General features: G+C 56.0%; 23 protein-coding genes. 9 read left to right on the forward strand and 14 right to left on the reverse strand.

Annotated elements, in window-relative coordinates:
* Nucleotides 1–18 precede the first annotated feature (18 nt).
* The gene (locus tag I9182_RS06085) at nt 19–636 is read right to left on the reverse strand and encodes a TetR/AcrR family transcriptional regulator (protein ID WP_209507111.1); all 618 of its coding nucleotides are present in this window, start codon (nt 634–636) and stop codon (nt 19–21) included.
* A gap of 145 nt (nt 637–781) precedes the next feature.
* On the opposite strand from I9182_RS06085, the gene I9182_RS06090 reads away from it, so the two are divergent.
* The 5 genes from I9182_RS06090 to mtnA all read left to right on the forward strand — a co-directional run bounded on the left by I9182_RS06090 (nt 782) and on the right by mtnA (nt 5777).
* The gene (locus tag I9182_RS06090) at nt 782–1711 is read left to right on the forward strand and encodes an AEC family transporter (protein ID WP_209597241.1); all 930 of its coding nucleotides are present in this window, start codon (nt 782–784) and stop codon (nt 1709–1711) included.
* A 102-nt stretch (nt 1712–1813) separates the two neighbouring features.
* A complete protein-coding gene (gene fghA / locus I9182_RS06095; protein ID WP_209597243.1) occupies nt 1814–2647 on the forward strand; it encodes an S-formylglutathione hydrolase in 834 nt (277 codons plus the stop codon).
* A 3-nt stretch (nt 2648–2650) separates the two neighbouring features.
* Nucleotides 2651–4108: a Si-specific NAD(P)(+) transhydrogenase gene (gene sthA, locus I9182_RS06100; RefSeq protein WP_209597245.1), complete on the forward strand. Its 1458-nt coding sequence runs from the start codon at nt 2651–2653 to the stop codon at nt 4106–4108.
* Entirely contained in the window at nt 4105–4560 is a 456-nt protein-coding gene (locus I9182_RS06105; RefSeq protein WP_209597247.1) for a YaiI/YqxD family protein, read from the forward strand. Before sthA ends, I9182_RS06105 begins: the two co-directional genes overlap by 4 nt.
* A 122-nt stretch (nt 4561–4682) precedes the next feature.
* Complete coding sequence (gene mtnA / locus I9182_RS06110; protein ID WP_209597249.1) at nt 4683–5777, forward strand: S-methyl-5-thioribose-1-phosphate isomerase; 1095 nt, start codon at nt 4683–4685, stop codon at nt 5775–5777.
* Nucleotides 5778–5839: 62 nt separating this feature from the next.
* On the opposite strand, the gene I9182_RS06115 is transcribed toward mtnA, so the two are convergent.
* The gene (locus I9182_RS06115; RefSeq protein ID WP_209597251.1) at nt 5840–7075 is read right to left on the reverse strand and encodes an MFS transporter; all 1236 of its coding nucleotides are present in this window, start codon (nt 7073–7075) and stop codon (nt 5840–5842) included.
* A 149-nt stretch (nt 7076–7224) separates the two neighbouring features.
* Here I9182_RS06115 and zapE point away from each other — a divergent pair, with 149 nt between their 5' ends.
* Nucleotides 7225–8283, forward strand: a complete 1059-nt coding sequence (gene zapE / locus I9182_RS06120) for a cell division protein ZapE (RefSeq protein WP_209507118.1) — start codon at nt 7225–7227, stop codon at nt 8281–8283.
* A 60-nt stretch (nt 8284–8343) separates the two neighbouring features.
* On the opposite strand, the gene I9182_RS06125 is transcribed toward zapE, so the two are convergent.
* The 4 genes from I9182_RS06125 to I9182_RS06140 are packed head-to-tail and all read right to left on the reverse strand — an operon-like array spanning nt 8344 to nt 14592.
* A complete protein-coding gene (locus I9182_RS06125) occupies nt 8344–9618 on the reverse strand; it encodes a folylpolyglutamate synthase/dihydrofolate synthase family protein (RefSeq protein WP_209597253.1) in 1275 nt (424 codons plus the stop codon).
* The gene (gene accD, locus I9182_RS06130; protein ID WP_209597255.1) at nt 9615–10547 is read right to left on the reverse strand and encodes an acetyl-CoA carboxylase, carboxyltransferase subunit beta; all 933 of its coding nucleotides are present in this window, start codon (nt 10545–10547) and stop codon (nt 9615–9617) included. Before accD ends, I9182_RS06125 begins: the two co-directional genes overlap by 4 nt.
* Before the next feature lie 60 nt (nt 10548–10607).
* Entirely contained in the window at nt 10608–11492 is an 885-nt protein-coding gene (locus tag I9182_RS06135) for a type II CAAX endopeptidase family protein (protein WP_209597257.1), read from the reverse strand.
* Entirely contained in the window at nt 11485–14592 is a 3108-nt protein-coding gene (locus tag I9182_RS06140) for an ABC transporter transmembrane domain-containing protein (RefSeq protein WP_209597259.1), read from the reverse strand. The genes I9182_RS06135 and I9182_RS06140 overlap by 8 nt, the downstream gene beginning before the upstream one ends.
* Nucleotides 14593–14842: 250 nt before the next feature.
* On the opposite strand from I9182_RS06140, the gene I9182_RS06145 reads away from it, so the two are divergent.
* Together I9182_RS06145 and I9182_RS06150 are read left to right on the forward strand one after the other, a co-directional pair.
* Nucleotides 14843–15604 carry a DUF6478 family protein gene (locus I9182_RS06145; RefSeq protein ID WP_209597261.1) on the forward strand — a complete coding sequence of 254 codons (762 nt, stop codon included), beginning with the start codon at nt 14843–14845 and terminating at the stop codon, nt 15602–15604.
* A gap of 11 nt (nt 15605–15615) precedes the next feature.
* The gene (locus tag I9182_RS06150; RefSeq protein ID WP_209597263.1) at nt 15616–15975 is read left to right on the forward strand and encodes a hypothetical protein; all 360 of its coding nucleotides are present in this window, start codon (nt 15616–15618) and stop codon (nt 15973–15975) included.
* A gap of 135 nt (nt 15976–16110) precedes the next feature.
* Here I9182_RS06150 and I9182_RS06155 read toward each other — a convergent pair whose 3' ends face one another.
* The 7 genes from I9182_RS06155 to I9182_RS06185 all read right to left on the reverse strand — a co-directional run bounded on the left by I9182_RS06155 (nt 16111) and on the right by I9182_RS06185 (nt 23477).
* A complete protein-coding gene (locus I9182_RS06155) occupies nt 16111–17451 on the reverse strand; it encodes a S41 family peptidase (protein WP_209597265.1) in 1341 nt (446 codons plus the stop codon).
* 6 nt (nt 17452–17457) lie between these two features.
* Entirely contained in the window at nt 17458–18588 is a 1131-nt protein-coding gene (locus tag I9182_RS06160; protein ID WP_209597267.1) for a peptidase M23, read from the reverse strand.
* Nucleotides 18585–20102: a 2,3-bisphosphoglycerate-independent phosphoglycerate mutase gene (gene gpmI / locus I9182_RS06165; RefSeq protein WP_209597269.1), complete on the reverse strand. Its 1518-nt coding sequence runs from the start codon at nt 20100–20102 to the stop codon at nt 18585–18587. The genes I9182_RS06160 and gpmI overlap by 4 nt, the downstream gene beginning before the upstream one ends.
* Before the next feature lie 102 nt (nt 20103–20204).
* Entirely contained in the window at nt 20205–21875 is a 1671-nt protein-coding gene (locus I9182_RS06170; protein WP_209597271.1) for a sulfatase-like hydrolase/transferase, read from the reverse strand.
* A gap of 73 nt (nt 21876–21948) precedes the next feature.
* Entirely contained in the window at nt 21949–22185 is a 237-nt protein-coding gene (gene nqrM / locus I9182_RS06175; protein WP_209507129.1) for a (Na+)-NQR maturation NqrM, read from the reverse strand.
* A gap of 14 nt (nt 22186–22199) precedes the next feature.
* Entirely contained in the window at nt 22200–23225 is a 1026-nt protein-coding gene (locus I9182_RS06180) for an FAD:protein FMN transferase (RefSeq protein WP_209597273.1), read from the reverse strand.
* Between the two features lie 66 nt (nt 23226–23291).
* Nucleotides 23292–23477: a hypothetical protein gene (locus I9182_RS06185; RefSeq protein WP_209507131.1), complete on the reverse strand. Its 186-nt coding sequence runs from the start codon at nt 23475–23477 to the stop codon at nt 23292–23294.
* A 123-nt stretch (nt 23478–23600) separates the two neighbouring features.
* Between I9182_RS06185 and I9182_RS06190 the strand changes: the two genes are divergently transcribed.
* Nucleotides 23601–24125, forward strand: a complete 525-nt coding sequence (locus I9182_RS06190) for a CBS domain-containing protein (protein WP_209597274.1) — start codon at nt 23601–23603, stop codon at nt 24123–24125.
* 2 nt (nt 24126–24127) lie between these two features.
* On the opposite strand, the gene I9182_RS06195 is transcribed toward I9182_RS06190, so the two are convergent.
* Nucleotides 24128–24892, reverse strand: coding sequence for a metallophosphoesterase family protein (locus I9182_RS06195; protein ID WP_209507133.1), 765 nt, complete (start codon nt 24890–24892; stop codon nt 24128–24130).
* Nucleotides 24893–24937: the final 45 nt, after the last annotated feature.

Here is a 24937-nt window from a genome sequence, read left to right on the forward strand (position 1 = left end):
GGCCATTTCTTAATCGGATCAGACCCCATAACGGGCAAGAAACATATCAACGGCTTGTGTCGCTACTTCAGCGATTTCTTCTTTGCTGAACGAATTCTGAATTCCAAAGGCCGCGCGGGTCCAGATCCTTACCTTGCAAAGCTCGGAAAACTGCTCGGCCGCGATATGAACATCTTCAACCGCCAACTCACCTTTGGCCACGGCCTTTTCAAGATATTCCGCCATTTGACGCTGGCCGTTTTGTGGCCCCGCCTCGTAAAATGCGCGGCCGAGTTCCGGAAACCGGTCCCGTTCGGCAACACAAATCCGGAATACTTGCTGCGCGAAATCTGAAACCAGAAACGCCGTCAGCTGCGTCGCCGCGATCATCAGTACTTCGCGGGCGGGTTTGGTCTCGTCGATCATCGCCACGACCCGTTCAGCCATCAGGCAGCATTCTGTTTGCGCAACTTCCATGAACAAAAGACGCTTGTCCGGGAAATAGCTGTACAAGGTTGCTTTTGACACCCCAGCCGCGCGGGCAATATCATCCACGCTTGCGCCCTCAAATCCATCCGCCATGAAAACCTCTCGGGCCCCGCGCAAAACCTGATCGAACTTTCGGCCTGTGCGCAGGATGGTGGCGGTCTGGGTCATGTCATCTCCTCAAGCGATACCTGATACAGTTTATAAACCGTTCGGTTCAGGTACAAGGATTCTCGTATTCCACTGATATCTGCCAATGTTCTAATTGTGGCCCAGGGCTCTTGCGACGGCTTCAAACCGTGCTAGGACTTGGCCCATGGCCGATATCTTTTTGCGTACACTTCCCTTTTTTGCAATCATCGGCCTTGGCTTTTGGGCTGGGCGCACACGGTTCTTTACAGCTGAAGCAACCGCATATCTAACCAAGTTCGTCTTCTTCTTCGCGCTGTCGGCAATGTTGTTTCGATTTGCAGCGACCCTGCCCTTTGCCGAGATTTTCAACGCAAGACTGATCTTCGGTTATCTCATAGGCACCGCTGCTGTTTATGGCATAGCAACTTGCATAGCGTGGATACGCGGCCTTGACGTGCCTACTTCGGCGGTTGAGGCACAATGCGCTGCTATTGGGAACGTTGGCTTTCTTGGCCTGCCAATGCTCGCGCTGCTGTTCACCGAAGCCGCTATTGGCCCGGTCATGCTGGTCCTGACCGTAGATCTGGTGGTATTCTCGTCTCTGATCGTGATCCTGATCAACGGTGGGCGCGACGGAAGGCTGACCCCAGCCACATTCAAACTGATTGGAATGGGTCTGCTCAAGAACCCGATGATTGTCTCGATCTCTGCCGGGCTCGTCTGGTCATCCCTGCAAATCCCGGTTCCCGATCCGTTGAACAGCTTTCTTGACATTCTGGGTGGTGCCGCAACCCCCGGAGCACTTTTTGCCATCGGTGCTTCCTTGGCAAGCAAATCCGCGGAAAGAATTCAAATCGCTGGCTGGTTGAGTTTCTGCAAACTAGTGCTCCATCCGCTTTTCGTAGCAATCGCCCTAATCTGGCTGATCCCGATCGAAACATTCCCGGCAAGCGTTGCAATTGCGGCGTCCGCTCTGCCCGTAGCAGGAAATGTCTATATGCTGGCCGCGCATTACGGCATTGCCCCACAGCGTGCCTCGGCTGCTATTTTGTTGTCGACGCTCGTCAGCATTGTCACCATACCACTTATTATTGCGGCACTAGGTACCCCCTGACCTTCACCTTTTCAAAAATACTCACTCCAAAGGCACTCGGACTTTACGCCGGGTCCGTGGATCGTTAGCCATGTTGCGACTCTAGAATAAGGACGATGCCTGATGGAAACCCTTTCGGAAAATGCTTGTTTTGGCGGAGTGCAAGGTGTGTATCGCCACGCCTCGTCGGCATGCCAATGCGACATGACGTTTGGCCTTTTTCTTCCGGCCGAGGCGAAAGATGGCCCGGTTCCGATCTTGTGGTATCTGTCTGGTCTGACCTGCACCCATGAAAACGCGATGACAAAAGCTGGCACACAGGCGTGGGCTGCGGAACAGGGAATTGCAGTGGTGTTTCCCGACACTTCGCCACGCGGTGAAGGTGTTGCGGATCACGACGACTACGATTTGGGTCAAGGCGCTGGGTTCTACGTGAACGCCGCGCAGGAGCCCTGGGTACCGCATTTTCGGATGTGGGATTACATTGCCGACGAATTGCCCGCCCTGCTGTTCGAAAACTTTGCCATCGATAGCGAACGTCAGGCCATCACGGGTCATTCCATGGGCGGGCATGGTGCATTGACGTTGGCCATGAACCTTCCGGGACGGTACCGCTCGGTTTCGGCCTTCGCACCCATCGCGAACCCGACGGGCGCTGACTGGGGGCGCAAACAGCTGGGCGCGTATCTGGGGGATGATGAATCTCTTTGGGCCAAACACGATGCTTCCCTGTTAATGAAAGAAACCGGTTTCGACGGCCCCATCCTGATCGATACGGGCACCAATGATCAGTTCATGGACCTGCTGCGCCCCGAAGCGCTTGCCCAAGCCATCGCTGAGCGTCGCCAGCAAGCAACCATCCGCCTCCAGCCGGGGTACGACCATTCATATTTCTTTGTATCTACCTTCATGGAAGATCACATCGTTTTCCACGCCGAAGCGCTGTACGGAGACTGAGGTATGAGCAAATACGATTATGATCTGGTCATCATCGGGTCCGGGCCTTCGGGGCGTTCTGCAGCCATTCAGGCTGGCAAGCTCAAGCGACGGGTTCTGGTGATCGACCGTAAAGACCGTTTTGGTGGGGTGTCCGTTCACACGGGCACTATCCCATCCAAGACATTGCGCGAAACAGTTCTGAATTTGTCCGGTTGGCGCGAGCGCAGTTTTTATGGCCGTTCCTATCGGGTTAAGGACCAGATCCGCGCCGAAGATCTGAAAGCCCGCCTGCACATGACCCTCGATCACGAGGTCGATGTGTTGGAACATCAGTTCAACCGGAACCACGTCGATACTCTGGACGGTTTAGCCAAGTTCGTCGGGCCACATGAAGTGGAAGTCGCCACCGATGCCGGAGAGACCACACGTGTAACGGCCGCCAAGTTTTTGATTGCGACAGGAACCAAGACCTACCGCCCCGATTATGTTCCGTTTAACGGCAAGACCGTGGTCGATGGCGACGAGTTTCTGGAAATGGCGGAAATCCCGCGTTCACTGGTTGTTATCGGTGCCGGGGTCATTGGGGTCGAATACGCCACGATGTTTTCGGCGCTGGACGTTCGGGTGACGCTGATCGAGCCGCGGGATACGTTTCTGGACTTCATCGATAGCCGCTTGATCCATGATTTCACCCATCAAGTCCGCGAAAACGGTGTTGATCTGAGGTTGGGATCGGCTGTCGAAAAGATTGAAGATGCGGGCGAGCACGTCGAAGTGACCCTAGAAAACGGGCGTCACGTGCGGGCCGAAATGCTGCTGTTTGCAGCCGGGCGCATGGGCGCAACATCGAAACTCAATCTGGACTCAGTTGGACTGGAAACCGATCACCGCAATCGGATCAAGGTAGACCGCAAGACATATCAGACCGCGGTTCCGCATGTCTACGCGACCGGGGATGTGATCGGTCACCCTTCGCTGGCCTCGACTTCATTGCAGCAAGGGCGTGTGGCTGCCTGCCATGCGCTCGAGACACCTACACTGCCGGAAAGCCCATGGTACCCATATGGCATCTACTCGGTTCCCGAAATTTCCACCTGCGGCATGTCCGAGGAAGAACTTCAGGAACGTGGCATTCCGTATGAGGTCGGCGTGGCCCGATTCCGCGAAACCTCGCGCGGGCATATCATGGGGCTGGAACACGGCATGCTGAAGATGCTGTTTTCGCTTAAAACCCGCCGTGTCTTGGGCGTGCAGATTGTGGGCGAAGGTGCGACTGAACTGATCCACATCGCTCAGGCGGTACTTAACCTGAAGGGCACTGTCGATTACTTCGTTCAGAATACGTTCAACTATCCAACTCTGGCCGAGGCTTACAAGATCGCCGGGCTGGATGCTTTCAACCGGATGCCGATCCCGGACGAATTCAAGGTGCGGAAAAAACCTGCTGAACCAGAGAAAAAAGAGGCCAAAAAGGCGTGACAACGCTCTATGTCGATGGCGATGCCTGCCCTGTAAAGGCCGAGGCCGAACGAGTTGCAACGCGACACAAGGTGCCTATGGCACTGGTGTCGAATGGCGGTCTTCGACCGTCAGCAAACCCGTTGGTTCAGGTCGTCGTGGTCTCGGAAGGCGCTGACGAAGCCGACAAATGGATAGCAGAACGCTGCGGCGCAGGGGATGTAGTTGTTACCTCCGATATCCCTCTGGCTGCGAAATGCGTCGAAGCGGGTGCCCGAGTTTTGCGCCCGAACGGCGAGGCCTTTACGGCAGCCAACATAGGCCAGCAATTGGCAATGCGTGATCTGATGGCTGACCTTCGGGCCGCCAATCCGCTTGGGGCCGGAGGCGGCGGCCGACCATTCAACAAAGCCGATCGTTCAAGGTTTCTGGACGCCTTAGAGCGGGAACTTCGCGCGGCGACCCGAGGATAAGTGCAATCATCGGCAAGTTAAAATGCGAGCCTGCAACCAGAAACGCCCGTTTACAAGCCCGCAGAAAGAACGCAGGCTGCGAAAGACTTCTGATCAGGCTATTCGCAAACGGAGACCGAATTATGAAAGTACAGGGTGCTTATTACCGGTCGATTTGGTGGGACAAATCGGCAGGTGAGGTTCGGATTATCGACCAGCGATGGCTGCCCCATGACTTTCGGGTGGTTACCCTGAAAACGCTGGATGAATTTGCGACAGCGATCCGTGATATGTGGGTCAGGGGTGCGCCACTGATTGGTGCAACAGCCGCGTTTGGAATTGCCGAACAGATGTCCCGCGACAGCTCTGACGCTTCGTTCGATGCCGCATATGACCTATTGCACGCGACCCGGCCAACGGCAATCAACCTGCGATGGGCCTTGGACAGATGCCGTGGCGCGCTGATGCCACTTGCCCCAAGTGACCGTGCCGAACGGGCCTGGGCAATGGCACAGGAGGTTGCTGACGAAGATGTTGAGATCAACGCCTCGATAGGTCGCCATGGTCTGCAACTGATCAAAGAAATTGCAGCCAGAAAGCCCGCAGGTGAACCGGTGCGGCTATTGACGCATTGCAATGCCGGTTGGCTGGCAACGGTGGATTGGGGAACGGCGACAAGCCCGATGTATCACGCGCATGACGCGGGCATTCCGCTTCATGTCTGGGTGGATGAGACCCGGCCACGAAATCAGGGGGCGCTGACATCCTGGGAGCTTGGTGAACACGGCATTCCCCATCGTTACATCGTGGACAATGCAGGCGGTCACCTGATGCAACATGGTTTGGTTGACGCCGTCATCACCGGTACAGACCGGACCACGGCACAAGGCGACGTCTGCAATAAAATCGGCACCTACCTGAAGGCCTTGGCGGCGCGGGACAACGGGGTTCCGTTTTATGTTGCCCTGCCCTCGCCTACGATTGACTGGACGGTTCGGGATGGAGTGTCGGAAATACCGATCGAGGAACGCGATACGAAAGAAGTGACCCATGTCATGGGCGTGGACGGCCAAGGGGATATCGCCGATGTTCGCGTCACCCCGAACGGTACGGAGGGTGGCAATCCTGCCTTTGATGTCACACCCAACCGGTTGGTGACGGGGCTTATCACCGAGCGTGGCGTTTGTGCCGCCTCGGCCGAAGGCCTTGCCGGATTGTTTCCGGACCGAGCTGGCTAGATTAACACCCCACGCGGCATTACCGCTGGCACGCACACGTTGGTCGAGCGCGAAACGTTATTTCAGGCGGGGACTGCCAGACGGTTCTCTCGGATCGGTAGATGAACGATGGCGCTGAAAGCCCCTATTGCCACACCGATCCACCAGACCAGGGCATAGTCACCATACTGGTCATACATGCGCCCACCCAGCCAGACGCCCAGGAAGCTGCCAACCTGATGGCTGAAGAAGATTATGCCATAGAGTGTTCCCATGTAACGCAAACCATAGAGGTGCGCGACAAGACCCGACGTGAGCGGAACGGTGGCCAACCAAAGCGACCCCATCACCAGCGAGAATGTAATGACGGACAGCGGCGTTATCGGGAAAATGATGAACAACGCCGCAGCAAGCGTTCGACCGGCATAAACCGAGGCCAGCAAATATTTCTTGGGAAAATGATTACCCGCCCAACCTGCCACAAGGGTCCCGGCGATATTGGCCAAACCAATCAGTGAAATCGATACCGCGCCAAGTGCGGACGTGGATGTGATGCCGATGGAATGCAGCGCGCTGCCGACTTGGATCGGTCCGCACATTTCGGTTACGAAAGCCGGAAAATGAGCGGTGATAAATCCAAGCTGGTATCCGCAGCTGAAAAACCCAATAAATATCAAAGCGTAAGAAGGATCTCGGAACGCCTTTCCCAGAATTTCTCCCATGCTTTCTTGCAACTCTGCCTTTGAAGCTGGCTGAGGCGCCCGCATGAAAGGCAGGGTCAATACTAGTGCAAGAATCGCAGCGGCAAACACGACGAAGACCTGTTGCCAGGGCAAGAATGACAACAACCACTCAGCTGTCGGAGCGCCCAGAACCTGTCCGAAACTGCCCGCAGCTGTAACGACGGCCAGCGACATGGACCGATTTTCATCAGAAGACGCGCGACCAACCACAGCCAAAACTACGCCGAACCCGGTTCCGGCAATGCCAAACCCCACCAGCCACGCATAGACTTGGTGTTCAAGAGGTGTGACGGACCAGGCTGAAAGCACCATACCGGCAGCGTAGGTCAAAGCGCCAAGGATAATGGCCTTTCGGTCTCCTACTTTCTCAGCGATAGCTGCAAAGATCGGTTGGCCGATGCCCCAAGCCAGATTCTGGATTGCAATCGCCAATGAGAAATCCGTGCGCAGCCAGCCAAATTCGCTGGCGATCGGAATCTGAAACACGCCGAAAGATGCGCGCACGGCAAAGCTGACCGTGATGATGATGCATCCAACGATCAGGATCGGGTTCAACATGCGGGTGGGTTGCTGCATTGCGACCTCGGGTAGTTTGGTCCGACGGACCGTACTGCATTTACGAGTCGCGTCAATTCAACAGATTTGCGGTCACGGATAAGCAAATTTGATGCGTCAGGGAAATGTCTTCTTTTCAACGGGCTGGGTCACGGGTAAGGCTCTGGGTCATGACGGATCTGATTTCGCATTACGAAGCCCGCGTCTCGGATGGAACTCTGACGCGCGACGACGCTCAAGAGGCCGTTTTGCCCCAGTTTGAGCGCATCCGAGCGGCACTGGCCGAGCCGGTAAAACGAGGGTTTTTCCGCAAGGCTCCACCGCCACCCAAAGGCCTGTACCTGTGGGGTGGCGTCGGACGCGGTAAATCGATGCTGATGGATATGTTCGTCGACACGCTGGGTGAAATCCCCGCACGGCGCGTTCACTTTCATGCCTTCATGCAGGAAATCCATGCCAGAATGCACAAGGCCCGAAAAGAGAATGTAGAAGATGCTCTGGCACCTGTGGCGAAAGAAGTGGTAAAATCCGTCCGCCTGCTGGCCTTCGACGAGATGCAGATCACTGACATTACGGATGCGATGATCGTCGGCCGCTTGTTTGACCTGCTGCACGAAGGTGGTGTTGTCGTTGTGACCACGTCGAACAGGCATCCGGACGAGCTGTATAAGGATGGGTTGAACCGGCAATTGTTCCTGCCTTTTATTGCCCATATCAAAGACCAGTTGCAGGTATGGGAACTAGTATCGCCCACGGATTACCGTCAGAACAGACTAGAGGGTGCCCCGGTCTATTTTACGCCCATCGGGCCTGAGGCGCGGCAGAAAATTCGGGATGTCTGGAAAGATCTTGCAGGAGGGCCTGCCGATCCGTTGATATTGCAGGTCAAAGGCCGCGCTGTCGAATTGCCCGCATTTCGCAACGGGGTTGCACGGGCTTCGTTTTATGACTTGTGCGGCCGGATGCTGGGACCGGCAGACTATCTGGCTATCGCAGAAGCAATTAAAGTTTTGGTGCTTGAGGATATCCCCCGTCTGTCGAGAAATAACTTCAATGAAGCCAAGCGCTTTGTCATCCTGATTGATGCGCTCTACGAGGCAAAAGTTCGGTTGATCTGCTCGGCTGCGGCAGAGCCCGAGATGTTGTATGTTGAAGGAGAAGGCACCTTCGAGTTTGAGCGTACTGCGTCGCGCCTGCGGGAAATGCAGGACCAGAACTGGGGGAAGTAGGGGCTCTGCCCCCGTCGCGCTGCGCGCGCCTCCCCCGGAGTATTTGCGAAAAGATGAAGCTTAACCGTTTTCGCGCAGGATGTTTCCGGCAAGATAAAGGGAGCCGCAGATCAGGACACGCGCCTGCGGGTCTTTGTCCGTGATTGCCTTCAACGCATCCGAAACGCTTGCAGCGACCGAAGAAGGCAAGCCAACTTTGGTGGCAGCGGCGGCGGTTTCTTCGGCGCTGAGCGTGGCCGCCTCGCCCGGTATGGAGACGGCGGTCAGGCTTGCAACCTGTCTGGACAGTGGCGCGAGATACCCAGTCACGTCTTTCGTGTTAAGCATACCGCAGATTATGTGGGTAGGGCGTTGCGGCATCTTTGCCAGCACATCGGCAAGCGCGGTACCTGCGGCCGCGTTATGGCCTCCATCCAGCCACATTTCGACCTGGGGGGCTTGCTCGGTCAGCGGGCCGGTTTTGAGACGTTGCATACGCGCGGGCCAATCGGCATTGGACACGGCAGCCTCGTAGGCAGTGTCACCCATTGAAAGATGACGCAGAACCGCCAAGGCGGCACCGGCATTCTGGAACTGATGTGCACCCAGCAGGTTGGGGAGCGGCAGATCACGCAGCCCGGTTTCGTCCTGATAGATCAAGCGCCCGTTTTCTTCATGAACGTGCCAATGCTGGCCATGTACAAGCAGCGGTGCGCCCAACCGGGCGGCTGTGTACTCGATCACCTCAAGCGCCTCATCTTCCTGCGGGCCGACGATGCATGGCACACCGGGTTTGATAATGCCCGCCTTTTCGGCAGCAATCTTTCCCAGGGTGTCGCCCAGATACTGTTCATGATCGATTGAAACAGGCGTAATGACTGTTACCACCGGTTCATCTACAACATTTGTCGCGTCCAACCGCCCACCCAGACCGACCTCGAGCAGAGTATAATCTGCTTTGCAGCGAGAGAAGGCCAGCAAGGCGGCGCAGGTTGTGATCTCGAAATACGTGATGTTCTCGCCACCATTTGCCAAGTAACACTCATCCAGAACCGCAGTCAGGTCGGGTTCTGAAATCAGATTGCCCGCCAACCGGATTCGTTCGTGAAACCGCGCCAGATGGGGCGAGGTGTAGGCATGAACGGAACGCCCGGCCCCTTCCAAGCCCGCCCGGATCATGGCCTGGGTCGAGCCTTTGCCATTGGTTCCGGCAATATGGATAACCGGTGGCAGCTTGAGCTGCGGGTTGTCCAAAGCGGCCAGCAATCGCCAGACGCGGTCCAAGGTCAAATCAATGATCTTGGGGTGCAGCGCCATCATCCGGTCGAGGACGGCGTCAGATGTCTTGGTGTTCATTTTTTTCCGGTCTCTTCGGCCTGCGCGACCTTGGCCGTTTCATCCGGTGTCGGTGCTGGCAGATCACCTTTGATCGCCGGCGGTTGGTTCATCAGCATCCGGGTGATGGTGATCAGTTCGTCGCGCATCTCGGTGCGTTTGGTGACACGGTCCAGCATCCCGTGATCCAGCAGGTACTCGGCCCGCTGGAAGCCGTCGGGCAACTTTTCGCGAATCGTTTGCTCGATAACTCGGGGGCCGGCAAAGCAGATCAACGCGTTCGGTTCAGAGATATGGACATCGCCCAACATCGCATATGACGCCGTCACACCACCGGTGGTGGGATGGGTCAGCACAACGATATAGGGCAGATTTGCTTCTTTCAGCATTTCGACGGCCACGGTTGTGCGCGGCATTTGCATCAGGCTGAGAATGCCTTCCTGCATCCGCGCACCACCAGCTGCCGAGAACAGGATCAGTGGGCGCTTTAGCTTAACCGCTTCTTGAGCGGCCGCGATGATTGCGTTGCCCACATACATGCCCATTGATCCGCCCATGAAGGAGAAATCTTGCGCTGCTGCAACGATTGGCGTGCGCCCGATTTCGCCTTTGGCAACCAGCATCGCCTCTTTTTCACCGGTCTTTTTCTGCGCGGCTCGCATACGTTCGGGGTATTTCTTCTGGTCGCGGAAATGCAACGGATCTTCTTTTGGCGCTGGCACTGCGACCTCAGTGAAAATACCGCCATCGAACAGGTGATTGAACCGCTCGCGTGGGGTAATCGCCATGTGATGGTCACATTGGGTACAGACGTTCTGATTTTCCGCAAGTTCACGATGAAATAGCATCGTTCCGCACTCGTCACATTTCTGCCAGAGGTTTTCGGGCACTTCGCGGCGAGAGAAGATCGAGTTGATCCGGGGGCGGACGTAGTTTGTGATCCAGTTCATGTCGGAACCTTGGCTTGTGCGGTGTTGACGTCAAATAAGACGCCACGGAAAGAAATGCAATCAACGCCTGAGCGCAAGCCGCGCCGCCAGCCAGCATACGAACATCACCGCCAAATCCACCACCAGCCAGGGACGAAGCTGTTCAGCGTCAGATGCATCGAACGGAAGCGAGAAAAGCGCCAGCCCGCTCAGATTATCCGGCAGGGAAACGAACAATAGTGCGATGATGTTATTGAAGAAATGTAAGGCGATAGCGGGCCCCAATGTACCTGAGCGCGCTGTGAGATCGGATGCAAGCATCCCAAAAACAAATGCCCACAGCACAAACAGAATTGCATTTTCTCCTGCCAGTTCCGGCGTGTAATGGCCAGCCGCAAACAAAACAGACGGAACCCCCATCCAAACGACGGGCGACTGAAACCTGGCTGCAAGCGCTTGCTGAATATACCCCCGAAACAGAACTTCTTCGGCGCTGGTCTGAATCAGGACAACCAATACCGAGACCGGAAGCAACAAAAGCCAAGTTGAAAACGGCAGATTCTTTGACAGAGAGTCCCCCAAGCCATAGGGCGGCAGCAAGACACCGACAGCGCCCAAGATAAGCAGGGCTTTCAGCACTTTCAGAAATTGGGCCGCAACCAGACTGCGCTGGCCGAAAATTGATCGCAAGGATCGGTGCTGAAGCTGACGTGCGGCAACTGCCACGCCAAGAATGATGAACCCGAAACTGGCCAGCAACAGAAGCAGCGCTATAGGTGTGTTGCCTTGCAAAAGTTCCTGTGCCCATTCCTCCGGACCCAACCCCGCGATCACGGTGAAAAACACCAAGTTCGAAACGCTGACCAACACGGCTATCAATGCCAACCCCAGCAAAAGACGCCAGATTTCGGGTTTGGCGCGGGCTGTTTCGACCAGGCGCGCATGAGCTGAATACGCGCTAGGCATTCTTACCAATACCTTCCTGCGCCGTTTCATCCGTCACGGGTGGAAACATGTCTTCGGCGTTCTGGGCCACGCTGATTCTGTTCGAAAGCGTGGTCAGATACCCTGCAACTGTTTGAAGCAACTGCATAGCGACCGAAGCGTCACTTTCAACAACGGCACGCAGTTCTTCTGCGCCGATGCGCAAGAAACTGCTATCTTCCGTCGCGACCAGATCCAGTTGCCTTGGTTCCCCGGTAATGATGGACAGGTCTCCGATGAGCCGACCGGGTTCTATGATCGAGATTGTGCGTTTCGTTCCATCCTCATTGGACCAATCCAGTTTGGCTTGTCCTGAAATGCACAAATAGGCCGCATCCGGCGCTTGACCGCGGGAAAAGATGACTTGTTCGGCGCTGGCTTCGTACCATTGCGCCGAAAACGCCAGCAGCCTCTGGTTTCTGCCATCCAGGCCTGAAAACAGCTGAGTTGCAGACAGAATCTCGAGTTTACGGCTCAGATCGTCCGAAGTTCTGTCCTCATGCGCTGGTCTGCTCCGCGAGACGCCGTCGATCCGTCCATCCTTTATTTCCACAAACAAGTCATAGGCTTCGGGATGCGCAAAATGATCCTCCATGAATATCATGATGGAATCGGGCAGCAGCTCTCTCAGTTTCAGTCGCGTGCGCAACCGGCTTTCCGAGTCGTGGCTGGCCAGCGCCTTGTCCAGGATCAGAACGTCGGGGCGTTTGATGCCTGCGCGTGAAAAAGCGGCACGCTCCTGAAACACGGTTGGAAGGTTGTTGCCGCCCAACCCGGACGGCAGGTCATAGATAATGGCCGCTGCCCGACGGCGCAGCCCGGCTTCGTTCATGGCCTCGGCAACGATGTCTTCGATATCTTCGGCATGGGCACCCGCCATCAACGATATCCGGCCGTAGATTGCGTTTTCCATCACGGTCAGGCGCGGCACATAGATGTCAGGCGCCACAGACATGAACAAACCGTCCATTGCACCGCGCAACCGCTCGGCTTGGGTCTTGCGGATAGCAAGGATTTTTTCCTTGTATTCCTCTGGGAAATCCGGGCCGATCTGTTCTGCTGTCAGAAGGAAAGGCACTGTCAGTAGCAAGGCACGCTCCTGATCGCTCAGCGCAGCATTCCCTTTGGCTTTGCGCCGGTCCTGGATGTCGAGCAGCCGATGATACATGTCCTTGGACATGCCAAGCCGCAGAAACAGGGGATGGTCGGCCCCGTCCCGCCCAAATGTCTTGCCAAGAGTATCCATGACAGCATTCGATATGCTGATCGCGTCATCTGCCAAATCATGGGTGCTAAGCAATTGCACGAACCGCGCGTCTCCGGCCAGAATGTCTGGAGATATGTCACGCGACGGTGCCGCGAACAACAAGTTGCCCCCAAGCGGGACGGCCGGGTTGAACTGGTTGGGATCGAACCGATAGACATACCGGTCCAGTCCTTTTGCCTTCAGCCGTTCGGCGATGGAATCTCTCAACCTGACTATTTCCTGTGCCAGTATCGGGTGTATCTCTGGATCAAACTGGGTGCGCAGAGTGCGCCGGAACATGAACTCGTCAATCCCCATGGCTTCCACCAGTTGGAACCACCAGTCACGTATTCCTTCGATATCGTCCAGACCGGCCAGTCCCGGATCGATCCACTCATCTTCCAGCGAATCCGGTGGGTTACCCGCCCGAACAGACTCGATCTGACGACGGGACGGGGTTCTTATGGCATCTGCTTCGTGTTGCGGGTGGGTGCGCAACGGCATCATAAGGTTATCGCCCAAAGTTCCGTCAAACAGATAGGGGCGTGAATAGGCATACCCGATCCGGGCCGCGATAACTGATTGGTGCAATTCGTCCAGCTTGTGGCCAGCTATGACCACATCCCCCTGAACAGGTAGCACCTCGCGGGTCAGCAACTGGCCCAACGCACTACGTTCCGACGCATGGGCGGATTGAATCGCCACACGCGCGCCCCGCGGGATGGTCAGATCAATGTCTTCCAGAATGGTTTTGCCGTCGCCATCGCGAACGGTCACATTGCGCAATTCGATATCACCGGTCAGATGTGGGATGGTTTCCGGCTCTCCGACGAACAGCTCTTCGGGGATCATGCTGTCCGGGGCAAATCTTTCGGTGACCACCTCCCACCGCAGGGACATGTCCTGTACCTGGTTGTAGTAGGTCAGAAGGTCTTTCCAGGGCCCGCTTAGGTCCTTGTACGCGCCCAACGCGGCAACCAATGCACCTACTGTCACCTCGCCCGTGATCGCCAGGTATCCGCCCACCGAATAAAACAGGAACGGCGTCATCTGAGTGATCAGATTGTTCAGGAATTTCATAAAGAATTTCTTGTTGTAGATCTTGAACCGGATCTCGAACAAGGTCCCCAGCCTATGACTGAACTGCGCCAGACGATAGCGCCAGCCGCCATTCGTGCGCAGGTCGCTGATGCCCGCCGCACTTTCCCCGATTTCCGAGCTCAGACGCCTGACCTCCTGAATACGGTCCTTGTTCAGCAAGTTGATCTGGCGTTGCAACTTCGGGATCAACCAGGCCTGAAGGGGGATCAGCGCAATGCTTGCCAAACCGAACCAGATGCTTTGCATGAACAGAAACGTGACGATTGTCATCATCTGACCGAACTGAAACACCGGTTGCGCAATCGCATCCCCCATCAGCCCGCCCATCGGCTCGGCCTCGGATGTGATCATCGAGACCAGCTCTCCTTGGCTGGTGGTTGCAAAATAGGATTTCGGAAAGCGCATTGTGCGTTGAATCAACGTAAAGCGCAGACGGCGCAGCATTCGTTCAGACAAGATGCCTTTCATCGTGTTGATGCGCATCTTCATCAATCCGCTGGCAATCACAGTAGCCAGAAATGCAAAGCACAATATCATCAGGTACTGAACCTGAGACACTGTGAAGCCCCAGATTGTCACCGTGTCGCCCGGCGCACCGATGGCATCGTTGATGATTTGCTTAGGTAGCTCCAGCGACGCATATAGAAACGGGAAGGACAGGACCGTTAACAGCAACAGGACAAGTTGCTGCTTTTTTGAATGCTTCCAAATAAAAGAAAATAATGTGGGCTCCATAGCCTGGCCTTATCGATAGCTGAACTGAAGTATGGCTGTTCAGGGGTAACCCATTTTCAGGAAACAGACGGTAAGCATTGACCCGACGTATTGCAAGAATTGACGGGGTCAGGCTCCAAATCCGGCACCTATCTTTTTTACGCTTAGCCACCAACCAGAAAACGTAGCCCTAAAGTAGTGTTTTTGTGATTGCGGGTTTATTCCTACTCATTTCTTTGACTAAAGAAGGACATTATCGGACGAAGAGGCCATGCGCAGGATTCTGGATCGCTATATTCATTGCAGGACGCTCGGCCACTGGCGCCGGGCCGTGCGGCAGGCGCCAGGTTCGGCGCAAGCCGAGTTGCGGTTGAAACGCGATCAGGCACGCAGTCTGCGTGGGCAACTGGATCGCCTGATCCAACTGGCGGATGCGCGCTTGCTCCGCCCAAAAATAGGATCAACTCAGTTTCACCGGCCTGTCGGCACCGACTGGAGCTGGCGGCCCGGCCTGTGGCGCGCGCCGTTGTTGCAATCCGGAATGGCCTCTGCTCCCCGCAAAACGGTCATGGACGATCAGGTCAGCTTGTTTCACGACTGCCCATTAACCGAAATCGTCGTGCGGCAAATCCGCAACCGGGGGGCAAGTGATCTGGCCCCGTTCAGCCTGGAGATCGAGATCTTTGGTTTCGCGGGCTCGTTCCTATCGGTATCAATCGACTTGCCGCGTGAGGTCGCTCGCGATCTGACACGCGAACATCTGATCAGGTTGGAAGCCCTGATTGACTGCGAAAAACCGTCGGGCGTGTTTGCACGCCTCAATGTTCAGCACGGCCCTAACATGGAGCAGGTTTTGCGGCAGCTAGACCCTTCTGACACCGTGAGCGCAGTTGAGTTCGACCTGGCTCACCTGCCCCTGAATGAACGTCGGATCGAAAAGATCTGGCTGGATCTTATTTTTGAGAAGCCGGAAATGAACCGTATAAGTGTACGAGACCTTACGTTTTGCCGCTTCCATCGCGCCGACTTGTGAGACGATCAAAGATGACACAACCATCCCTGACCTTCATTCGGTTCGAAAGCGGTATTTGGCACGGCCATGTTGATGCCGAACAGAAACCGGGATTGGAAGTTAGATATCTCGGGGAAACTCTGGAGGGTGTTGAGCTTTCGCCCGCAGACAACGGATGGGATCTGTATGTTCCGGTACCCGTCACAGCCCTGTCCGAAGGCGTACACAGCTTCGTCATAGTTGACGCAGGCAGTGTCGAGAAACTTGGGAGTTTCTCCATAATAGCAGGAGAGCCATCCGCCGATGATCTCAGGGCGGAAGTGGACCTTTTGCGCGCGGAGTTGGATATGCTGAAACGCGCTTTTCGAAGGGTAAGTCGCGGAGACGGCTGAAACGCTTGCGAAATCGGATCATCCATTCGGTTATGCGCACTCTGCGCATCGCATTCGGATTGCGCTGCTGGATGACAAAAAAATCTTACGAGACAGAAAGAAATGGGCCGCGTTGTACGCGGCCCATTGGTTTGGTTATTGGGACGGCCCGTGTGGGGTGAACGCTGACAGGCCTTTGAGGATGTCTATGGCGTATGCCAGTTGATAATCCTCTTTCCGCAGCTCAGCGGTTGCTTCGGCCCTTGCGCGATCTTCCTCGATCTGGCGGATTTCATCCTCGCTCAGGCTGTCATTGTTTAGACTGCCGCGCAGGTCAGCTTCGGACCGGGTACGCCCGTTGTTCTCTTCCTCTTCTTCCTCAGGTGCAGGGCGAGGTTGTTCAACAATGATGTCCGGGCTGACGCCAAGGGCCTGGATTGATCGTCCTGACGGAGTGTAATAGCGCGATGTGGTCAAGCGCATGGCGCCGTCACCACGCAGCGGCATGACCGTCTGTACGGATCCCTTGCCGAAGCTCTTGGTGCCCACAACGATAGCGCGGCGATGATCCTGCAATGCACCGGCCACAATCTCGGATGCCGAGGCCGAGCCGCCATTGATCAGCACCACAATTGGCTTGCCTTCAGCCAGATCGCCGGGGGTGGCGTTGAACCGCTCACCCTCATTCGGGTCGCGGCCGCGCGTGGAGACAATTTCACCTTCGTTCAGGAACGCGTCCGACACTTTGATCGCCTGAGTCAACAGGCCGCCTGGGTTGTTGCGCAGGTCCAGAACAAAACCGTTGACCTTGTCGATGCCACCCGCTTCAGCAATCTGTTCCTGCAATCCTTCCTGCAGGTTCGGGAAGGTCTGGTCGTTGAACGTGGTCACACGCAGAACGACACTGGTGCCTTCGGTCCGAGCGCGCACAGCGGTCAACTTGATTGTGTCACGGATAATAGTGACGTCGAACGGATCAGGTTCACCTTCACGCACGACGGTGATGATAATTTCGGATCCGACCGGGCCGCGCATCAGGTCAACAGCTTTGTCCAGCGTCAGGCCCAGAATGCTTTCACCGTCCACATGGGTAATGAAATCCCCGGCTTCGATTCCGGCTGCGTCCGCGGGGGTATCGTCAATGGGTGATACAACTTTGACAAAGCCTTCTTCCTGCGTGACTTCGATACCCAACCCACCAAACTCGCCCCGGGTCTGCACGCGCATCTGTTCGGCATCATCGGGGGAAAGATAACTTGAATGCGGATCAAGCGATGTCAACATGCCGTCAATCGCCGCCTCGATCAGTTCTTCGGGCTCAACCTCTTCGACATACTGGGCGCGGATACGTTCAAAAATGTCGCCGAACAAATCCAGTTGTTCGTAGACGCTTGCCTTGTTCTCGGCCTCCTGCGCCAGCAGGGGTCCTGCGATCTGAGTTGTTGCAAGAATACCTGCCACAGTTCCAGCCAGACCGGCCACCACAAATTTCTTCATACGCGTTTATCCATCCTTGTCGGTCCGAAACCACGATTCCGGGTCCACGGGGCGATTGTCTTCTCTTACCTCTATATAGAGCGTTTCTGAGCGGTCAGTTCCAGTGCCATCACTGCTTGTTGACAAAATTGCGCCGATTCCCGGCATTTCACCGGGCATCAGACCAACTGGTGTGCCCTCTGGGATCACCTGACCGGGCTGGCCATAGACCTCCTGCAAACCGGAAAACACGAACAAAAGTCCCGATTGAGGTTCAAGTATTATCAGGTTCCCCAGATCCAGCAGCGGCCCGCGATAGCGAATTGTCGCAGCGGTAGGCGATGTGACCAAAGCGCGCGGGCGTGTCCCTACGATCAGGCCGGGGCGCGTGACACCGGCGGCGTCCGTTTCACCGGCCTTGTGCAGCAAGATGCCCTGTACCGGCATTGATATCCGGCCTTTCCTGTCCAAGACGCTGGCATTGCTGTCGAGGATCTCTCCTTCCGAGATCTCGGACAGACCACTTGCAAAACCATCCAGTGTTTCAGTCGACGAGATCAGGATGGCCGTACGCACCGGGTCTTCCACAAAGCGGCGGGGCAAATCCGTGCGGTCGGCGATTGCCTCGCTCAGGCGGGTACGGGCCTCCTGAACGCCCGTCAGACCCTCCGTCAAAGTTTCCGAGGCCTTCTGCTGCAAGACACGCAATGTCTGCACTTCATTCAGGTCCTGCGCCAGTTCCTGCGCACTGGCGTTCAGGCTAGGGGTGACCTCGGACAGCATAATACCTGCACGGGCCGCCCCCAACGGGCCGGACGAATGTAACATCAAGACAGGTGGTTCGGTCGTTTCGATGGTTTGCAGAACACCAAGCAATCGCCGGATTTCCTTTTCGCGCGCCCGCAACTCGGCGCTCAGTTGCGCCTCGCGGGTAGCCGCTTGGCGCAATCCCACCCGCATCGCGCCTAGCCCGGCCTCATAGGCATGGATCGTCTCCGTAAGAGCATGGACCCGGTCTCGGGCGGTTTCGGCCTCGGATAACGCGATGGACGCCTGTTCGAGCATCTGCGCTGCGTCCAAAGCAGCCTTGGAAGCGTCTGGCTGAGCCAGCGCCGGTAAGGCCAAAAACAGATACACTGCCAGAGCGGCCGGTTTCATGACAGCAGGCTTTCCCCGGTCATTTCCGGCGGTTTCGGCAAACCCATCAGCTCAAGCAGGGTCGGGGCGAGATCGGACAAACGTCCTTGGCGCAAATTCGCGCCTTCTGGCCCGCCAACCAGCGCTACGGGAACAGGATTGAGCGTATGGGCCGTATGCGGGCCGCCGGTCACAGGATCGACCATGACTTCGCAATTACCGTGATCGGCCGTGATAATCATCGCCCCCTTGACCTTTTCAAGAGCTGCAATAACCTGCGCCAACCCCTGATCGACGGCTTCACACGCTTTGATCGCAGCTTTCAGATCGCCTGTATGGCCAACCATATCCGGATTGGCATAATTTGTAACAATCAAGTCATACCCGCCTTCGATGGCTTCGATAAATTTCGCCGTAACCTCTGCGGCCGACATTTCGGGCTGTAGATCGTAGGTCGCCACTTTCGGCGAGCTCGGCATAAAGCGATCCTCGCCTAGTTCGGGCGTCTCCTTACCGCCATTCAAAAAAAACGTAACATGCGGGTACTTCTCGGTTTCCGCCAGTCGAAACTGCCGAAGCCCTTGTTTGGCGACCCATTCGCCCAGTGTGTTTACAATTGCGCGCTTTGGAAAAACCGTGGTCATGTAAGCATTATGCCCGTCAGAATACTCGACCATGCCCAGCAGAGCTGAAAGCTTCGGGCGCAGCCCTGTGGCAAACTCGGAAAAACCGGGTTCGCCGATGGCGCGCAGGATTTCACGGGCACGGTCGGCACGGAAGTTCAGGCAAAAGAATCCGTCGCCATCGTTAATACCTTCATACCCCGTTAATACGGTTGGTGTGACAAACTCGTCAGATTCGGACTGGTTATAGGCGTGATCAACCGCGCCATGGGCACTGCTTGCTGTTCGGCCCTGCCCGTTGACCATTGCAGCATACGCTTCACTGACACGCTCCCAGCGATTGTCGCGATCCATGGCAAAGTACCGCCCGCTCACGGTGACGATGCGTGCGTTGTCGGGCAGGCGTTCTTCCAACTCAGCAATGTAAGTCAGAGCTGACCTTGGCGCGACATCACGCCCATCCGTCACTGCGTGCAGCGCAACCGGAACACCGGCATCCGTTATGGCAGTGGCTGCGGCTAGGATATGGTTCAGATGACCATGCACCCCACCATCCGAGATCAACCCCATCAGATGCGCAGTGCCGCCAGCGGACTTAACGCTAGTGATGAAAGCCTGCAGCGCTTCGTTTTCAAAGAATGTCCCGTCTTCAATGGAAAGATCGATCTGGCCCAGGTCCATGGCGACCACACGCCCTGCACCGATATTAGTGTGCCCGACCTCCGAGTTCCCCATCTGCCCGCTTGGTAGACCCACATCCGGGCCGTGGGTGATCAGGGTCGAATGCGGGCAATTAGACATGATCGCGTCAAAGGTCGGCGTGTTTGCCAGATAGGGTGCGTTGGCTTTAGTGTCCTCGGACAGACCCCAACCATCTAGAATGCACAGGACAACAGGTTTGGGGATGGCCATTGATGTACTCCGTTTGCTGCTCTTGGGTCACCTTCTATCCTTTGGACTTCGACGGGTGAACCACCTTCGTAATGATGAACAATTTTAACCGACGCAGCAGGGTTAGTCTTTTAAGTAGCTTTGGAACGGGCGCGCCTTGCGATTGCGGTATCTGACCGTCAGGTCCAGCGGCGCATCGTTTTCATCATAGACGCCCAGAACAACACCCCTGCCCCGGCTTTTGGTGCGCATGTCGATCAATTGCTGCTCGGACCGGGTCGTGCGCTGGGACGCCCGCCGCGTCCAGGCGAACAGATACTCGTACATCTCGGCAATCACACCGGCATGTTCCGCGCTGTCACCCAGATCGTTCAACTCATCAGGGTCGTTCTCCAGGTCGAACAGGATTGGCCGGTACCCACCTTCACAATGGATCAGTTTCCATTTCTTGCTTGCGGCCATGAACATCACCGCATCGCGGACAGACACGTCCAAAACATTTGCGATTGGCGATGCCGAGTAGTCATATTCGCAGATCACCACATCGCGTTGCAACGCGTCCACCTCTCCATAAAGGATGGGCAGCAGTGAATGACCTTCCAGAATATGCGTCGCCACTTCTCCACCAGCCGCATCGACAAAGGTCGGCGCAAGGTCGATGGATTCCACAAGCGCATCGCTGACGGTACCGCGTGTTGCATCGGCCTCGGGCGACGGGTCATAGATGATCAACGGCACTCTGGTCGAGGCATCGTGAAAAAAGGTCTTTTCTCCCATCCAGTGATCGCCCAGAAAATCACCGTGGTCTGATGTCACCACGATCGTCGTGTTTTCCATCCGCCCGGTTCTCTCCAACCAATCCAACAGGCGGCCCATCTGATCGTCGGCTTGCTTGATCAGCCCCATATAGGCCGGGATAACCGCCTCACGCACGTCCTGCCGCGAAAAGGTCTGGCCGATCTTTGTGTCCATGAAGGCTTTCAGCACGGGATGCGCATTCTGACGTTCCGCGTCGGATCGCACCACAGGCAGCACATGTTCCGGCCCATACATCGAGGCGTATGGTTCTGGTACAATGTACGGCCAATGCGGCTTGATAAAACTCAGATGACAGCACCACGGGCCATCATGCGTTTCCATGAACTCGATCCCGCGACCGGTCAGATAGGGTGTTTCACTGTCTTCCTCGGCAATATTCGCGGCTTCGGGTGAATTCTTCAGAAACCAGCCAGACAAAACGTTGCCATCCGCATCCAACCCGGAATTGGCAAAGTCATGCCAGGGGTTGTCACTCTCATACCCCTTGGCTTTCAGGAACTTGTTGTATTCCTTTGCCCCGTCGGGGTCGTAAAACCCATCCGGACCTTCGGGCAGCATACCGTCGTCCCGTTCGTACACGTCAAATCCGCATTCGGCGACGCGGGCCCCGATTAGGCTGTCGGGCTCCAAACCCAACCTCGCCATCCCTTCGGCGTCTGCACGCATATGGGTTTTGCCGACCAGCCAGCAATCCATCCCCGCCTTACGCAGGTGATCGCCCATCGTAATCTCGCCGACTTTCAAGGGAATTCCGTTCCACGACGCGCCGTGAGAATGCACATAGCGCCCTGTGTAGGTGGACATGCGGGAGCTGCCGCAGATCGGCGATTGGATATAGGCGCGGTTGAAGCGCACGCCTTTGGCAGCCAGACGATCGATATTTGGCGTATGCAGATGAGGATGACCGTAACAGCTCAGGTAATCCCAGCGCAGCTGGTCGAACATGATGAACAGGATGTTTTTTGCCTTAGCCAAGTTGACACCCTCCCCCAAAAGTCTCGAGGACTTAGTTAGCCAATTCTATCCGCAGAACGAAGCAAAACCTGTGTCAGGCCTGACGGTCCATTTGCTCCAGCATTTTTTGGGCGCGTTTGCATTGCAGCTTGTCGCGCAGTGGGCTGTCGGGGTCGACATCTTTTTGGCAGACAACGCATTTATCCGCGCCCGAGATCGCGTTTAGGCCACCGCAACTGCCTTTGATGGTCTTGCCCATCAGCATGACACCCAATGACATGCCCACCATGACGAGAGCGAGAAGAATGAAGGCCAGAATAAAGGTACTCATCTCAGCTCCAACAGTCAGTTCGATCCCAGCGCGTCTTTGAACGCCGTGCTATGGGCAGTGATATAGGCATCTTCGCCGCCTGTCACATCCCGCGAGATGAAATACACGGCAAGTTTATGCTCCTCTGCCAGAGCCAGCCCTTTTTCCTGCCCCAAGGCCAGCATGGCTGTTGCCCAGGCATCGGCCATCATCGCGTTTTCGGCCAGCACGGTGACCGAAGTGGTGCGGTGCGTGATCGGACGGCCTGTTGTCGGATTGATGATATGCGAATAACGCACACCATCTTTTTCAAAGAAATTCCTGTAATCGCCCGAGCTGGCCATACCCCTGTCATCCAGAGAAACGATCAACTGGATAGTTTGCGAACCCGTTTCAGGTTTTTCGATGCCAATGAGCCACGCTTCGCCCTTGTCATTCTTACCCTTGGTCACAAGATCGCCGCCGATTTCAACCAGATAGTTTTCGATGCCAGCGGCCTGCAAGGTTTCCGCAACAGCGTCAATTCCATAGCCTTTTGCAATCGCCGAAAGGTTAATGCCCACACTGGCGTTTGACTTGGCAAGTGTACCAGCATCGGTATCGAGCGCTAGCAGGCGTTCTTGACCTACGCCGCTCAGCGCGGTGTTGATATCGGCATCCGATGGCACCGGGTCCTCGGGCTTGCGTGGGCCAAAACCCCAAAGTTCGATCAAAGGGCCGAGGGTTACGTCGAAAATTCCACCGGATTTCGCATGCACTTCGTTCGCCGCCGAAAGAACCAGCGCAAATTCGTCGGAAACAGGCATTGGATCTGTGCTGGACGACGCGGAAAAAACGGAAACCTCGGAGTTCGGATCCCAGTTGGACATCTTGGCATTCACAGCTGCCAGCTTTTCACTGACGGCAGAAGCCAGTGCGTCTTCGTCAAGGTCTTCGCCAATTGCGGTGATATTGTAGGTCGTGCCCATTGTCTCACCAGACAGACGGACCACTTCGGGTTCCTTGTCAAAAAGACAGCCTGAAAGAAGGGTGAAAAAGGCCAGTACGGGCAAAAGACGCATTGGGCTATCTCCGGGACATTCTGTGCCCGGCATATGCCAGCGGTCCCAGCCAGAGTCAATTTGGCATTACAGTTTCAGCGGAAGGAAACCCAACAGCAAAAGACCAGTTCCGGCCGGAATACCGAACAGCCACGCGCGTTTCTGCCACCCGGGCTGTTGTTGCTTCCACGCCATGCGAAAGTTGTGACCGCACACAACAGCCGCAAAGAAGATCAGCGCGGCGACCGGGGGCGTAAGATAGAATTCATTCAAAAGACTAGGCTCCCTTTCCCGACCCACGGTTTATCAACTCTTGCAATTGGACCCTATACAGGTCGTTTAGCTGCGCTAAGGTGAAAGGGAAAGACTTTGCAAGAACCAAAAAGGAGATTGCCCATGGCTCCAACCTCTTACCAGTCGCCGTCGCGCGGTGACAAAGCCGACAAGACGACCTACAGCCAATCAGCGGATTCGAACCTGTCGCATTCGCAGACGACCGTGGCCAAGCTGCTTGATGGTAAAGGGGATGCGGTGTTTTCGGTGCGGCCTAATGATACCATCCATTCGGTGGTGAACACGCTCAAGGAAAAGCGGATTGGCGCAGTTCTGGTGACAGATCAGAACGGGTCATTGCAAGGGATTTTGTCGGAACGCGACATCGTGCGTCGCATGGCCGATACGCCCGGACAGACCCTGCCGCAGTCGGTCGAAGACCTGATGACAAGGGAAGTAAAGGCCTGCACGCCCGAGGATACGCTGAATGACGTGCTGAAAACCATGACCGAAGGACGATTCCGCCATATGCCGGTCCTGCGGGATGGCAATTTGTGCGGTGTCATCACTATCGGAGATGTTGTGCATTTCCGCCTGAGGGAATTGGAGTATGAAGCGCTTCGTATGAAGCAGATGATCGTTGGCTAGGTTCAACCGATTGAAAAAAACCTAACACTGCCGCCGTCTATTTCAGCGGCGGTCAATCTGCCCGAGGCAAAGGCACCGGTATCAATCGACACAACCCGGTTTCTAACCCGGGGTTGGCTTACAATTGTATGACCGTGCACAACCCATTGCGCGTCACTGCGGGCAAGCCGTGGAAACATCGGATGCCCCCATAGACAGATTTGGCGATCCTGGGATTGAATGGATAGCCGCGGATCAAGTGCCGCGTGGACAAAGGTGACGTTGCCGCTGGTCCAGGTCAGCGGCAGATTTGCAAGCCAGTCCAGCAAGCTGTCGCCCATCTTGTGCCGCAGACGCTCTGCCAGTTCAGGCAGATGCTTTCCACTATCCAACTCGTCGGGACATACGAGGCCGAAAGATACCAGAGTTTCCGCTCCGCCGTTATGAAACCAAAGCCTGGCGTAACGTTCCGGGTCGTTTACAAATTGCAGCAGCATCTCTTCGTGATTGCCAAGCAAGCATTGCACCCGCCCGTCTGACGCTTCACTCAGGTGATGCAAATGCCGCAGTACCTGCGCGCTGTATGCCCCCCGGTCGATGTAATCGCCCAGAAAGACCAGTGGGCTTTGATCGTCGAGTCGTGGCAAAACCGCCTGAAGCAAATCAAGACGGCCGTGAATATCACCGACAGCTGTCACCTTTTCCGCGGGTGCCACGTCGCATGGCATCGCATTGGTGCTTTCCTGAGCCGCGGATTGGAACCGCCGTCTGATCCAGTCTTTCATCATGGCATTTGATCCCTACCCGCCCTGCGTAGTGGTCGCAATCAGCAA

Origin of the sequence: Ruegeria sp. HKCCSP351 (genome assembly GCF_017872535.1) — a bacterium.
Lineage (GTDB): Bacteria > Pseudomonadota > Alphaproteobacteria > Rhodobacterales > Rhodobacteraceae > Ruegeria.

Bases quoted from the DNA above. Each gene is read 5' to 3' on its own strand.
- I9182_RS06090 (WP_209597241.1), top strand. From the start codon at position 782: ATGGCCGATATCTTTTTGCGTACACTTCCCTTTTTTGCAATCATCGGC.
- mtnA (WP_209597249.1), top strand. From the start codon at position 4,683: ATGAAAGTACAGGGTGCTTATTACCGGTCGATTTGGTGGGACAAATCG.
- I9182_RS06140 (WP_209597259.1), bottom strand. From the start codon at position 14,592: ATGGAGCCCACATTATTTTCTTTTATTTGGAAGCATTCAAAAAAGCAG.
- I9182_RS06085 (WP_209507111.1), bottom strand. From the start codon at position 636: ATGACCCAGACCGCCACCATCCTGCGCACAGGCCGAAAGTTCGATCAG.
- I9182_RS06135 (WP_209597257.1), bottom strand. From the start codon at position 11,492: ATGCCTAGCGCGTATTCAGCTCATGCGCGCCTGGTCGAAACAGCCCGC.
- I9182_RS06115 (WP_209597251.1), bottom strand. From the start codon at position 7,075: ATGCAGCAACCCACCCGCATGTTGAACCCGATCCTGATCGTTGGATGC.
- gpmI (WP_209597269.1), bottom strand. From the start codon at position 20,102: ATGGCCATCCCCAAACCTGTTGTCCTGTGCATTCTAGATGGTTGGGGT.
- I9182_RS06190 (WP_209597274.1), top strand. From the start codon at position 23,601: ATGGCTCCAACCTCTTACCAGTCGCCGTCGCGCGGTGACAAAGCCGAC.
- I9182_RS06150 (WP_209597263.1), top strand. From the start codon at position 15,616: ATGACACAACCATCCCTGACCTTCATTCGGTTCGAAAGCGGTATTTGG.
- accD (WP_209597255.1), bottom strand. From the start codon at position 10,547: ATGAACTGGATCACAAACTACGTCCGCCCCCGGATCAACTCGATCTTC.
- I9182_RS06155 (WP_209597265.1), bottom strand. From the start codon at position 17,451: ATGAAGAAATTTGTGGTGGCCGGTCTGGCTGGAACTGTGGCAGGTATT.
- zapE (WP_209507118.1), top strand. From the start codon at position 7,225: ATGACGGATCTGATTTCGCATTACGAAGCCCGCGTCTCGGATGGAACT.
- fghA (WP_209597243.1), top strand. From the start codon at position 1,814: ATGGAAACCCTTTCGGAAAATGCTTGTTTTGGCGGAGTGCAAGGTGTG.
- I9182_RS06145 (WP_209597261.1), top strand. From the start codon at position 14,843: ATGCGCAGGATTCTGGATCGCTATATTCATTGCAGGACGCTCGGCCAC.
- sthA (WP_209597245.1), top strand. From the start codon at position 2,651: ATGAGCAAATACGATTATGATCTGGTCATCATCGGGTCCGGGCCTTCG.
- I9182_RS06195 (WP_209507133.1), bottom strand. From the start codon at position 24,892: ATGATGAAAGACTGGATCAGACGGCGGTTCCAATCCGCGGCTCAGGAA.
- I9182_RS06160 (WP_209597267.1), bottom strand. From the start codon at position 18,588: ATGAAACCGGCCGCTCTGGCAGTGTATCTGTTTTTGGCCTTACCGGCG.
- nqrM (WP_209507129.1), bottom strand. From the start codon at position 22,185: ATGAGTACCTTTATTCTGGCCTTCATTCTTCTCGCTCTCGTCATGGTG.
- I9182_RS06180 (WP_209597273.1), bottom strand. From the start codon at position 23,225: ATGCGTCTTTTGCCCGTACTGGCCTTTTTCACCCTTCTTTCAGGCTGT.
- I9182_RS06125 (WP_209597253.1), bottom strand. From the start codon at position 9,618: ATGAACACCAAGACATCTGACGCCGTCCTCGACCGGATGATGGCGCTG.